This is a genomic window from Pseudomonas cremoris, assembly GCF_014230465.1.
Window position 1 is genome coordinate 154,406 of sequence record NZ_JAAXCY010000009.1, and the last position, 12,328, is coordinate 166,733.

The 12,328-nt window shown below is 61.2% G+C and carries 13 protein-coding genes; 6 read left to right on the forward strand and 7 right to left on the reverse strand.

Features of this window, described 5'->3' with window-relative positions:
* Window positions 1-42: 42 nt before the first annotated feature.
* Window positions 43-963, reverse strand: a complete 921-nt coding sequence (locus tag HF257_RS22380) for a histone deacetylase family protein (RefSeq protein ID WP_185708578.1) — start codon at window positions 961-963, stop codon at window positions 43-45.
* A gap of 75 nt (window positions 964-1,038) precedes the next feature.
* Between HF257_RS22380 and HF257_RS22385 the strand changes: the two genes are divergently transcribed.
* The 3 genes from HF257_RS22385 to HF257_RS22395 are packed head-to-tail and all read left to right on the forward strand — an operon-like array spanning window position 1,039 to window position 3,100.
* Entirely contained in the window at window positions 1,039-1,608 is a 570-nt protein-coding gene (locus HF257_RS22385) for a GNAT family N-acetyltransferase (RefSeq protein ID WP_185708577.1), read from the forward strand.
* A gap of 38 nt (window positions 1,609-1,646) precedes the next feature.
* The gene (gene tesB / locus HF257_RS22390) at window positions 1,647-2,516 is read left to right on the forward strand and encodes an acyl-CoA thioesterase II (RefSeq protein ID WP_122486136.1); all 870 of its coding nucleotides are present in this window, start codon (window positions 1,647-1,649) and stop codon (window positions 2,514-2,516) included.
* Window positions 2,513-3,100, forward strand: a complete 588-nt coding sequence (locus HF257_RS22395; RefSeq protein WP_185708576.1) for an HAD family hydrolase — start codon at window positions 2,513-2,515, stop codon at window positions 3,098-3,100. Before tesB ends, HF257_RS22395 begins: the two co-directional genes overlap by 4 nt.
* 133 nt (window positions 3,101-3,233) lie before the next feature.
* Here HF257_RS22395 and HF257_RS22400 read toward each other — a convergent pair whose 3' ends face one another.
* From HF257_RS22400 to HF257_RS22410, 3 genes are read right to left on the reverse strand one after another with little or no spacing between them, the layout of a single operon-like run.
* Window positions 3,234-4,208 carry an alpha/beta hydrolase gene (locus HF257_RS22400; protein ID WP_185708575.1) on the reverse strand — a complete coding sequence of 325 codons (975 nt, stop codon included), beginning with the start codon at window positions 4,206-4,208 and terminating at the stop codon, window positions 3,234-3,236.
* Complete coding sequence (gene ypfJ / locus HF257_RS22405; RefSeq protein ID WP_185708574.1) at window positions 4,209-5,096, reverse strand: KPN_02809 family neutral zinc metallopeptidase; 888 nt, start codon at window positions 5,094-5,096, stop codon at window positions 4,209-4,211. It lies immediately after the preceding gene.
* 53 nt (window positions 5,097-5,149) lie between these two features.
* Entirely contained in the window at window positions 5,150-5,566 is a 417-nt protein-coding gene (locus HF257_RS22410) for a membrane lipoprotein lipid attachment site-containing protein (protein WP_185708573.1), read from the reverse strand.
* 184 nt (window positions 5,567-5,750) lie between these two features.
* Here HF257_RS22410 and HF257_RS22415 point away from each other — a divergent pair, with 184 nt between their 5' ends.
* Window positions 5,751-6,629: a DMT family transporter gene (locus tag HF257_RS22415; RefSeq protein WP_185708572.1), complete on the forward strand. Its 879-nt coding sequence runs from the start codon at window positions 5,751-5,753 to the stop codon at window positions 6,627-6,629.
* A gap of 13 nt (window positions 6,630-6,642) precedes the next feature.
* On the opposite strand, the gene HF257_RS22420 is transcribed toward HF257_RS22415, so the two are convergent.
* The gene (locus HF257_RS22420) at window positions 6,643-7,977 is read right to left on the reverse strand and encodes an MFS transporter (RefSeq protein ID WP_185708571.1); all 1,335 of its coding nucleotides are present in this window, start codon (window positions 7,975-7,977) and stop codon (window positions 6,643-6,645) included.
* A 211-nt stretch (window positions 7,978-8,188) separates the two neighbouring features.
* Between HF257_RS22420 and quiC the strand changes: the two genes are divergently transcribed.
* Window positions 8,189-10,090 (forward strand): 3-dehydroshikimate dehydratase QuiC, encoded by a 1,902-nt coding sequence (gene quiC / locus HF257_RS22425; RefSeq protein WP_185708570.1) that lies wholly within the window; start codon window positions 8,189-8,191, stop codon window positions 10,088-10,090.
* Window positions 10,091-10,167: 77 nt separating this feature from the next.
* Window positions 10,168-10,809 carry a TetR/AcrR family transcriptional regulator gene (locus HF257_RS22430; RefSeq protein WP_185708569.1) on the forward strand — a complete coding sequence of 214 codons (642 nt, stop codon included), beginning with the start codon at window positions 10,168-10,170 and terminating at the stop codon, window positions 10,807-10,809.
* 137 nt (window positions 10,810-10,946) lie between these two features.
* Here HF257_RS22430 and HF257_RS22435 read toward each other — a convergent pair whose 3' ends face one another.
* Window positions 10,947-11,795, reverse strand: a complete 849-nt coding sequence (locus HF257_RS22435) for a shikimate dehydrogenase (protein WP_185708568.1) — start codon at window positions 11,793-11,795, stop codon at window positions 10,947-10,949.
* Window positions 11,792-12,241 carry a type II 3-dehydroquinate dehydratase gene (aroQ, locus tag HF257_RS22440; protein WP_185708567.1) on the reverse strand — a complete coding sequence of 150 codons (450 nt, stop codon included), beginning with the start codon at window positions 12,239-12,241 and terminating at the stop codon, window positions 11,792-11,794. Before aroQ ends, HF257_RS22435 begins: the two co-directional genes overlap by 4 nt.
* Between the last annotated feature and the right edge of the window lie 87 nt (window positions 12,242-12,328).

The window sequence follows — 12,328 nt, forward strand, 5'->3', positions numbered from 1 at the left end:
TCCACAGGCCGTTCCACAGGCATTGTGGGTAAAGCCCACGGTTCAATGACAACCTGATGACGTCCACACCCGTTGTGCGCTGTGGTGCAGGATGCCGTGGCGGCGGGCCAGGGCAGGGCGGTCCTTGCTGTAGCCGCCGCCGATCACGCCCATCACGGGAATGTCGCGGCCCAGGCAATGGCGCATCACGCTTTCATCGCGGGCGGCCACGCCTTGGTCTGTCAGCTTGAGGTAACCGAGGGCGTCGTCCTTGTGCACGTCGACACCGGCGTCGTACAGCACCAGGTCCGGTTGGTACAGCGGCAGCAGGTAGTTGAGGGCATCGTCCACCACCTTGAGGTAGTCGACGTCGCCCATGCCCATGGGCAGCGGGATGTCCCAGTCGCTCTGGGCCTTGCGTGCGGGGAAGTTCTTTTCGCAGTGCAGCGACACGGTGATGGCGTCCGGTGTGTCATGGAGGATGCGCGCGGTGCCATCGCCTTGGTGCACGTCGCAATCGAAGATCAGCACACGGTTGACCCTGCCGCTGGCCAGCAGGTAATGGCTGATCACCGCCAGGTCATTGAAGATGCAAAAGCCTGCGGGGTAATCGTAGTGGGCGTGATGGGTGCCCCCCGCCAAATGACAGGCCAGGCCGTGTTCCAAGGCTTTTTCTGCGGCCAGGATCGAGCCGCCCACCGCCCGCACGGTGCGTCGGGCCAGGGCTTCGTTCCAGGGGAGGCCGAGACGGCGCTGGTCTTCGCGGGACAGTTCGCCACCCATGTAGCGTTCGATGTAGCCGGGGTCATGGGCCAGGGCCAGGATCTCGGGTGGGCAGAGTTGTGGGCGCAGCAGTTGGCTGTCCTCAGTCAGCCCACTGGACACCAAGTGGTCACGCAACAGGCGGAACTTGTCCATGGGGAAGCGATGGTCCGCCGGGAACTCAGGGCTGTAGTCGTCGTGGTAGATCAGTGGCAGGGGCATGGGATTTTCTGACGGGAACCTGCGACGCATCTTACCCGCGTTGTACACTCACGCACATGGCAAGGGTGGGGACCCATGGAGCCGATACTCGAACTGGAAAGTGCACGCCTGGTGTTGCGCCAATGGCGCGACAGCGACCTGCCGGAATTTGCACGCATGTGCGCCGACCCGCAGGTGATGCGCTATTTCCCGGCCAAGCTGAGTCACCTGGAAAGCGCCGCGTTGATCGGCCGGATTCGCGGCCACTTCGCCGAATACGGGTTTGGCCCATGGGCCTTGCAGCGTAAAGACACCGGCGAATTCATCGGCCTTACCGGCTTGCAGCATGTCAACTTCGACGCCGCATTTACCCCCGCAGTGGAAATCGGCTGGCGCCTGGCCCGTGAGCATTGGGGCCTGGGTTACGCCAGCGAGGCGGCCTGGACGGCGCTGCGGTGTGGTTTCGACCGGTTGCAGTTAGACGAGATCGTCGCCTTCACCACCGAAGCCAATCTGCCATCACAAAAAGTCATGCAGGCCATCGGTATGCATTACGATCCCCAGGCAGATTTTGAACACCCCAAGGTCGCAGCCGATGACCCGCTGCGCCATCATGTGTTGTATCGCATCACCCGCGCCCAATGGTTGGACACGCTGCACGGATAAGCAGCCCGGAATGCCCTATAGATTGTAGGAGTTGCTCTATGAGCCAAGTATTGGAAGATCTGGTAGACCTGCTGACCCTGGAGCCGATCGAGGAAAACCTCTTTCGCGGCCGCAGTCAGGACCTGGGTTTTCGCCAACTGTTCGGCGGCCAGGTGCTTGGCCAGTCGCTGTCGGCCGCCAGCCAGACCGTAGAAGAAGCGCGGCACGTGCACTCCCTGCATGGTTATTTCCTGCGCCCGGGCGATGCGGCCTTGCCGGTGGTGTATTCGGTGGACCGCGTGCGTGATGGCGGCAGCTTCAGCACCCGTCGCGTCACGGCGATCCAGAAAGGCCACCCGATCTTCACGTGCACCACGTCGTTTCAGTACGACGAGCAAGGCTTTGACCACCAGACCACCATGCCCGTGGTGGTCGGCCCGGAGAACCTGCCGTCGGAACTGGAGTTGACCCAGCAGCGCGCCCACCTGATCCCCGAGCACATGCGCGACAAGTTGCTGTGCCCCAAGCCGATTGAAGTGCGCCCGGTCACCGAAAAAGACCCGTTCAACCCGCAGCCGTCAGACCCGGTCAAGTACGTGTGGTTTCGTGCCGACGGCGCTTTGGCCGACACGCCTGCGCTGCATAAATACCTGTTGGCCTACGCCTCGGATTTCGGCCTGCTGACCACCTCGCTGCTGCCCCATGGCAAGACCGTGTGGCAGAAAGACATGCAGGTCGCCAGTCTCGACCACGCGTTGTGGTTCCACGCTGACCTGCGTGCAGACGACTGGTTGCTGTACGCCATGGACAGCCCATGGGCCGGTAACTCCCGTGGTTTCTCCCGTGGCAGCGTATACAACCGTGCCGGGCAGTTGGTGGCATCGGTGACCCAGGAAGGCTTGATCCGCCATCGCAAGGATTGGGCATGAGCCTGTCAGACGTTAAGCACTGGGTGTTCGACATGGACGGCACCCTGACGGTGGCCGTGCATGATTTTGCGGCGATTCGTGAGGCCCTGGACATTCCGCCGCAAGACGACATTCTCACTCACCTCGCCGCGCTGCCGGTGGATGTGGCGGCGGCCAAGCATGCGTGGTTGCTGGAACACGAGCGCGAGCTGGCGTTGGGTTCGGTCGCTGCCGAAGGCGCGGTAGAGCTGGTACGTGAGCTGGCTGGGCGGGGTTATCGCCTGGGTATTCTGACCCGCAATGCGCGGGAGCTGGCGCACATCACCCTTGAGGCGATTGGCCTGGCGGACTGCTTTGCCGTCGAGGATGTGTTGGGGCGTGATGATGCGCAACCGAAGCCGGATCCGGATGGGTTGTTGAAACTGGCGGCGGCCTGGGAGGTAGCGCCAGGCGAGATGGTGATGGTCGGGGACTATCGCTTTGACCTGGATTGCGGCCGGGCGGCGGGGACGCGGACGGTGTTGGTCAACTTGCCGGAAAACCCGTGGCCGGAGTTGGCAGATTGGCATGCCGAAGACTGCTCGGCCTTGCGCCGGATGCTGTAGTCCTGACACCGAGGATCAAATGTGGGAGCGGGCTTGCTCGCGAACGCGGTGTATCAGTTTCCAATAGGCTGACTGATCCAGCGCATTCGCGAGCAAGCCCGCTCCCACATTTTTGACCGAACTCACCCAGTGACTACTGGGCAAACAACACCTTCTGCCCCTGCGGCGACGTAAACATCCCATCCCCGTTATGCCCCACCCCTGGTACTTCCACCAACTTATGCCCCAACTGCGGGTGCCGCTGCTTGAGGTAGTCAAAATAGTTGTGCCCGCGAATCAGCCGATACGCACCCTGGGTTTCGGCCTCGCAGCTTTTATCCAAGGCTGGGTGGTTCGGGTCGGTGTCTTGCTGGCCCAGCAGGTAGGTGATGTTGCGTGACACATACGCCTGCTCAAGCTGCTCGGCGCTCTGGCCCTTGGCGTAGGCCGGCAGGTTTTGCAGGCCGTATTTCCAGTCGTTGAAGCCCGGGCAACTGGCAATGTCGAACTTCACCGGGCGCTGCGGGGTGAAGTAGGCGTAGGACGATGGGTTGGCCACCACGTACCGCAAGCTGATGCCTTCGTTTTGCAGCATCGGGTGATCGTGGCCGGTGAGGGCGAAACGCTGCACCACCTGGCCGCCGCCGGAATGCCCGGCGACTACGATTTCCTTGAGTGCCGGGAACAGCTTGCGGTTGCCCAGGTGCTTGATGATCTGGTCAAGGGCGCCATAGGAGCTGATTTGGCCCGGACCAGTGGAAGGCTCTCCGGCCATCCAGTCATTGCCATTCCAGCGCAGTACCTGGTTGTCCAGGTGGTTGCGCTTGATGTCCGATTCATTCAGGAACTGCGGCGCGATCACCAGGGTGCTCCCGCCAACTGCGGCATGCTCGGCGGCGTCGATGCCACTTTGCAGGTAGGTTTGTGCGTTGCGCAGCCGCCCATGCACGATGATCAATGCGCGGGTGACGGCGGGTAGCGGTTTGCTCCAGTCCTGGCTCAAGCCGAGGCTGAGGTCGCCGGCCTCCAGGTGGAAACGATCAGGACTGACTTCCTTGACGCCATGCTCGGCGGCCCAGGTTGAACACGTGACTAACAAGCCCAGCAGTAATCCCAATCGTTTTTTCATTTAGAGACTCTTGGCGGAAAAGGTGTCGCATTGAGTGATCTGGCCCTGGGCGAAGCCGGTCTTGAACCAGCGCACGCGCTGCGCCGAGGTGCCGTGGGTAAACGAGTCTGGCACCACGCGGCCCTGACCCTGTTGCTGCAAACGGTCATCGCCAATGGCGTTGGCCGCGTTCAGTGCTTCTCCGATATCACCGGGTTCCAGCCAGTTCAGGCGCTTCTGCGCGCGATTGGCCCACACGCCGGCGAAGCAGTCGGCTTGCAGCTCCTGGCGAACCAGCAGGCCGCCGTCGCCTTGCATCTGCCGGCCTTGCTGGCGCGCGGTTTGGATCTTGGCCGAGATGCCCAGCAACGTCTGCACGTGATGCCCGACTTCGTGGGCGATCACATAGGCCTGGGCGAAGTCGCCAGCGGCTTGGAAGCGTTGCGACATTTCGCGGAAGAAATCCAGGTCCAGGTACACCTGCTGGTCAGCCGGGCAATAGAACGGGCCGCTCGCCGAGGTGGCGCCACCGCAGGCGGAATTCACACGGCCACGGAACAGGATCAGTTTGGGGTTCTTGTAGGTCAGGCCGTTTTCCTTGAACACCTGGGCCCAGGTGTCTTCGGTGTCGCCGAGCACTGCGCGTACAAAATCAGCTTGTTCGTCATTGGCTGGCGGGGCTTGGCGTTGTTGAGTGCTCACCGAGGGAGCCTGGTCCATCTGGCCGGTCAACTGGCCGAGGATCTGCAGCGGGTCCTGGCCGGTCAGCCAGCCGATGCCGACGATCAGCACGATCGCCGTCAGGCTCAGGCCCTTGCCGCCACCAAAGCGCATTCCACCACCACCGCCGCCGCCGTCATCGCGGGCATCCACTACGTTGTCGCTGCGTCGGCCTTTTTTCCATAGCATGGGGCAATCCTCTCGGTGAACGGTCCTACAAACAAGTGGGATGATTATGGACGTTATTGGCGGCAGTAGCCTTCACCGGTGTCTACGATCAGGCAGTCCTTCTTGTCCGCCAGCCATTTCAGGCCAGTGGCTTCGCCGTCGCCGGCGGTCAATTGCTGCGGGCCGTCTGGGCGCGTGAAGGCGATGCCGTCTTCGTTGGCTTCACCTTTGAAGGTGCCCGAGTCATCGGCATCAAGGCCGTATTGCATGGTGAGGATGTAATGCCCGCGGCCAATGCTGTCGTCCTTGGCGATGGTCAGGTTGAGGCCTTCGACGCCAATCCACTTGCCCACCCATTTGTCGGTGGGCGGGGTTTGCGGCACCAGGGTGGCTTGCACGGAGGCGGGCGCAGGTTTAGGTGCTTCCTTCGCCTCTTTATTGCAGGCAGTGAGCAGGGCAAGGGCAGAAAGAACAAAAAGCGTTTTTTTCATAGCGACAAGGCCTTGGTTAAAAAGTAAGCAACACGGCGGTCAACGTGCAGCGTTGGACTCGAATCCCGTGATTTAGTGCGCTGTTCGCACGGTGTTTGGTTATGCTCTGGGGGCAGACGCAGGCCCGGCTGCTAGATTACCGGGTTGAGCAGCCCGCGTTCAGCCCGTCATGCAAGAGAAGCCAATGACTGTCAGCACACCCCTCTCCGGCGTCAACCATCCCTTCAAAGGCATTTTGCTGATTGTACTGGCGACGTTCCTGTTCTCCAGCCACGACGCCTTGTCCAAATACCTGGCCGGGTTCTACCCGATCGTGATGGTGGTGTGGGCGCGCTACCTGGTGCACACACTGTTGATGGCCGGAATTTTCCTGCCGCAATCGGGCTTGCGCGTGCTGCGCAGCAAACGGCCAGGGATGCAGGTGGTGCGCGCCTTGTGCCTGTTGGGCACGAGCCTGTTTTTTACGGCGGCGCTGCACTATATCCCGCTGGCGGAAGCCACGGCGGTGAACTTCCTGGCGCCGATCCTGGTGACGGCGCTTTCGGTACCGCTGCTCGGTGAACACGTCACCCGTGGCCAGTGGCTGGCGGTTATCTGCGGGTTTGTCGGCGTGCTGATCATCATCCACCCCGGCGGCGAGCTGTTCACCCCGGCGGTACTGCTGCCGCTGTGCTCGGCGCTGTTCTTCTGCTTCTACCAACTGCTCACGCGCATCCTCAGCCAATACGACACTCCCACCACCAGCAACTTCTTTGCCGGGCTGTGCAACACCTTGGTGATGAGTGCGCTGGTGCCGTTCTTCTGGCAGATCCCGACGCTGTGGCATGGTGCGTTGATGCTGGCGCTGGGCACCTGCGGGATGACCGCGCACTTGATGTTGACCCAGGCGTTCCGCTTTGCGGCGCCGGCCTTGTTGGCGCCGTTTGGCTATTGCCAGATCGTGTTTGCGGGGTTGTTGGGCTGGCTGGTGTTCAGTCATACCCCCGACGTGACCACGGTGGTCGGCATCGGGGTGATCTGCATGAGCGGGTTGGCCGCTGCCTGGCAGCAGCGGCGCCGATAGCTCGGACTGTGGCTTAGACGTCTACGGTAGGAATCTTGCGCGGTGCCATGAAGTACATCCACGTCAGCGCCAGGAAGTACATCGCCGGGATCAGCGTGAACAACACGGTGTAGTTGTTGTTGGTCACGGTGAGGATGTGGCCGACGATCTGGGTCATGAACATGCCGCCGATAGCCGCGCACATGCCGCCGAAACCGAACACCGTGCTCATCATGTGCTTGGGCGTGTAGTCCATCACCAGGCTCCAGATGTTCGCGGTCCAGGCCTGGTGCGCGCCGATGGCCAGGGAGATGGCGAACACCGCGACCCACAGTTGGCTTGAACCGGCCGCCATGATCACGCCGACGATGCAGCAGGCAAACAGCAGCATCGACAACAACCGCGCCTTGATCGAGTTCATCCCACGGCCGATCAGGAACGACGACAGAATCCCCCCACCCACGCTGCCGAAGTCGGCGGTCAGGTAAATGATGATCAGCGGGATACCCATCTGGGTCACGTTGATGCCCAGGTTGTATTGCTGGTTCAAGAACGGAGGCAGCCAGTACAGGTAGAACCAGAACACCGGGGCGGTCAGGGCGTAGGCGATGGCGAAGGCCCAGGTGCCGCGCATGCGCAGGATGCGGCTGAACGGTACGCCGGGTTGTTCCGGTTCGACTTGCTGTTGTACGTAGTCTAGTTCGGATTGTTTAACCGTCGGATGGTCTTCCGGGTTGTAGTACTTCAACCCCCAGAACACCAACCAGATCACGCCCAGTGCCGCCATGCACAGGAACGCCGCCTGCCAGCCCCACACATGCAGGATCAGTGGCAGCAGCATTGGCGTCATCATCGCGCCGACGTTGGTGCCAGCGTTGAAGATACCGGTAGCCACCGCGCGCTCACCGGCGGGGAACCACAGCCGAGTGGTCTTGACGCAAGCCGGGTAGTTGGCGGCTTCGGTCAGCCCGAGGATAAAGCGGCAGACCATAAAACCTACCGCCGACGTCGCCAAGCCGTGGGCACCGGTGGCCAGGCTCCACAGCAGCACGGCGCAGAAGAACACGCGCTTCACGCCCACCCGGTCGATCAAGCGGCCCTGCAGCACAAAGCCGATGGCATAACCGACCTGGAACCAGAAGTTGATGTTGGCGTAGTCCATCGCCGTCCAGCTCATTTCCTTGGCGAGGATCGGCTGCATCACGCCCAGGGCGGCGCGGTCGATGTAGTTCAGGGTGGTAGCGAAGAACACCAGGGCCAGCATGCCCCAGCGAGTTTTACCCACGGCCAGGGCGCCGCGGATCTTGTCGCCGATGCCGGCGTGCGGGGTGCCCGGGCGCTCGGCCAGGACGGAGTTTTGCGAAGGCATGAGGTCGTACCCGTTTTTGAAATTTTTATGGTGTGTTTTGGGTCTTCTTTGCGTGGTCGATGGTGCGCAGCGGTTAAAAAATCGTCAATTCGCCAAAGGGGCATAGTGTTCGATAATCGCACCAAAAACTAACCGGTTCGTACATTTTAATTGCTGCGGGTAGGCTGGGGGCGAATAATTTGCCATAAACAACAATTGCCGGGAGTCGTCCATGCAACGTTCCATTGCCACTGTTTCCTTGAGCGGCACCCTGCCGGAAAAGCTCGAAGCCATTGCCGCCGCCGGGTTCGACGGTGTGGAAATCTTCGAAAACGACTTGTTGTATTACGACGGCAGTCCCCGGGAAGTTAGGCAGATGTGTGCCGACCTCGGCATTGCCATCACCTTGTTCCAGCCGTTTCGCGACTTTGAAGGCTGCCGCCGTGACCGCCTGGCGCGCAACCTGGAGCGTGCCGAGCGCAAGTTCGACTTGATGCAGGAACTGGGCACCGACCTGGTGCTGGTGTGCAGCAACGCCTCGGCGGATTCGGTGGGTGATGAACGCATCCTGCTGGACGATCTCGGCCTGCTGGCCGAACATGCCGGTCGCCGTGGTTTGCGTATTGGCTATGAGGCGCTGGCCTGGGGCAAGCATGTGAACACCTGGCAACAGGTGTGGAACCTGGTGCGTCAGGTCGATCACCCGGCCTTGGGTGTGCTGCTCGACAGCTTCCACACCCTGTCCCTCAAGGGCGATCCAAGCGCCATCGCCGAGATCCCGGGCGACAAGATCTTCTTTGTGCAAATGGCCGACGCGCCGATCCTGGCCATGGACGTGCTGGAGTGGAGTCGGCATTTCCGCTGTTTCCCCGGCCAAGGCGAATTCGACTTGGCGGGGTTCCTGGCGCCGATCATCAAGAGTGGCTACACCGGGCCCTTGTCCCTGGAAATTTTCAACGACGGTTTCCGCGCCGCACCCACCCGTGCGAATGCGGCGGATGGTTTGCGCTCGTTGCTGTACCTGGAAGAGAAAACCCGCGAGCGTTTGAAACAGGAAGTGCCGGCGCAACCGGTGGAGATCCTGTTTGATACCCCGCCTGCCAGTGAATACGACGGCATCGAGTTCCTGGAATTCGCCGTGGATGAAAGCCTCGGCGCCAAGTTGACGCATTGGCTGGAGCGCCTGGGCTTCGTCAAGGCCGGGCAGCACCGCTCCAAGAGCGTGAGCCTGCTGCGCCAGGGCGATATCAACCTGATCCTCAACTGCGAACCCTATTCCTTCGCTCACAACTTCTTTGAAGCCCACGGGCCGTCGTTGTGCGCCACGGCGGTGCGGGTCAAGGACAGCGCCAAGGCCCTGGAGCGGGCGGTGGCTTACAAGGGCCAGCCTTATCGCGGCCTGGTCGGGCCCAACGAGCTGGAATTGGCAGCGGTGCGTGCACCGGATGGCAGCCTGATCTACCTCGTTGACCAAAACGAAGGCGGGATTTATGACACCGACTTCAACCTGCAACCGGCCAACACGTCCAGCGGTGGCTTGCTGCGCATTGACCACATGGCCATGGCGCTGCCGGCCGACAGCCTCGACAGCTGGGTGCTGTTCTACAAGAGCCTGCTGGATTTCGAAGCCGACGACGAAGTGGTGCTGCCCGACCCGTATGGCCTGGTGAAAAGCCGCGCATTGCGCAGCCGCTGCAGCTCGATCCGCCTGCCGCTGAATATTTCCGAGAACCGCAACACTGCCATTTCCCACGCGTTGTCGAGCTATCGCGGCTCAGGTGTGCACCACATTGCCTTCGACTGTGCGGATATTTTCGCCGAGGTACGCCGGGCCAAAGAGGCGGGTGTACCGCTGCTGGATATTCCGCTCAACTACTACGACGACCTGGCGGCGCGGTTTGATTTTGACGACGAGTTCCTCAGCGAGCTGGCGTATTACAACGTGCTGTACGACCGCGACGCGCAGGGCGGTGAGTTGTTTCACGTGTACACCGAGCCGTTCGAAGGGCGGTTTTTCTTTGAGATCATCCAGCGTAAGAACGGTTATGCCGGCTATGGTGCGGCCAACGTGGCAGTGCGCTTGGCGGCAATGGCCAAATCGCGCAGCGGCGCGGTACGACAGGCCCGTTTATAAGGGCCGGCGAGGTGCTTCCTTCGGGAAGCATCGCAGCCCATAATCACCGCCTGCATAACACTGGCCGTGAGCGCAACATGACTTCCGAAGCACCGCGCAAGAGTCGCAAGAACAACCCGGAAAAGACCCGCGAAAACATCCTCCAGGAAGCGGTCGTCGAGTTCGTCCAGCAGGGCCTGTCCGGCGCTCGCGTGGACGCCATCGCCGAGCGCATCCACACCTCCAAACGCATGATCTATTACTACTTCGGCAGCAAGGAGCAGTTGTACGTCGAGGTGCTGGAAAAGCTCTACGGCGACATCCGCAACACCGAAACCCGCATGAACCTCACCGCCCTGGAGCCGCGCGAAGCGATCCGGCGGCTGGTGGAGTTCACCTTTGATCACCACGACCAGAACGTGGACTTCGTGCGTATCGTCAGCATCGAAAATATCCACAACGCCGAATACGTGAAGCGTTCGGATTCGATCAAGGCAATGAACAGCAACATCCTTGAAGCACTGGGTGCGACCCTGCGACGTGGTGCCGAGATGGGGTTGTTTCGCGAGGGGCTGGAGCCGCTGGATGTGCATTTGCTGATCAACTCATTCAGCTTCTACCGGGTGTCCAACCGGCATACGTTCAGTGAGATTTTTCAGATCGAGCTGTCGGATGAAGCGATCAAACAGCGGCATCGGGAGATGATTTGTGAGTCGGTGATGCGGTACCTCCAGGCCTGAAAATCTCGGCACTGAAATGCATTCAATGTGGGAGCGGGCTTGCTCGCGAAGGCGGTGGTTCAGTCAACTCATAGGGTGAATGACACACCGCCTTCGCGAGCAAGCCCGCTCCCACATGTTGATTTTCATTTTGCCAGTTAGCCATCCATGCTCTGAAAATGCGCCAACATCCGCTGTGCATCCGGCGCTTCGCCACTGAACAACTCAAACGCTTTCACCGCCTGGAACACCGCCATATTGCCGCCATCCAGCGTACGGCATCCCAAGGCGCGGGCGTCGCGCAGCAGTTCGGTTTCCAGCGGGAAATACACAATTTCGGCCACCCATAACTCGGCCCGCAACAGGGTTGCCGGAACCGGTGTGCCCGGCAATTTGGCCATGCCCATCGGCGTGGTGTTCACCAACCCATCCGCCTCGGCCATGGCATTTTCCAGGTGCTTGCCGACCTGAGCGCGCCCAGGGCCGAAACGTTGGGCGAGGTTGTCTACCAAGTCGCGGGCGCGGGTGGTGTCCACGTCAAAAATACTCAACTGCTCCACACCTTCTGCCAGCAGTGCATGGGCCACGGCTGCGCCTGCGCCACCCGCGCCCATTTGCACCACGCGTTGGCGAGCCACGTCATTCAGGTTGCGCCGAAAACCTTCGGCAAAGCCCAGGCAGTCGGTGTTGTGGCCGATGCGTTTGCCGTCCTTGAACACCACGGTATTGACCGCGCCAATGCCCCTGGCCTCATCGGACAAATCGTCAAGCAACGCCAGAACCGCCTGCTTGCACGGGTAGGTAATGTTCAGCCCGGTGAAGTGCATCAACTCGGCGGCGTCCAGCAGGTCGGGCAGGGCGTTGATGTCCAGTTGCAGCGGCTCAAGGTCGATCAGGCGGTACAGGTAGCGCAGGCCTTGTGCGTCAGCTTCCTGTTCATGCAGGGCCGGGGTGCGGGAAGCCTGGATGCCGGCGCCGATCAGGCCGGCGAGGATGCGCGGCTTCATCGGTTTACCCCTTTCAACAGCTGGCTGAAATGCTCCAGCGCCAGGTGGTAACCATGGCTGCCAAAACCGGCCAGCACGGCCTTGGCGATGGGCGACACGAACGAGTGATGCCGGAACGCCTCACGGGCATGCACGTTGGACAAATGCACTTCGATCACCGGCACTTCGCTGGCTACCAGTGCGTCGCGGATGGCCACCGAAGTGTGGGTCCAGGCTGCCGGGTTGATCACGATGCCGGCACAGCGGGTGCGGGCGCCGTGAATCCAGTCCAGCAGCTCGCCTTCGTGGTTAGTCTGGCGGAATTCGATTTTCAGACCGAGTTGTTCAGCGCTGCGGCCACACAGGGCGGCGACGTCGGCCAGGGTTTCGTGGCCGTAGGTGGCGGGCTCGCGGGTGCCGAGCAAGTTGAGGTTGGGGCCGTTGAGCACCAGCACGATAGGCAGCATAGAGGGGTCTCCATTGTTCTTGTAGGTTGTGGAGATAAAATGTACTGGTTAGTTAATTTGGTCAATTGATGGCAGCGGATGTGTTCG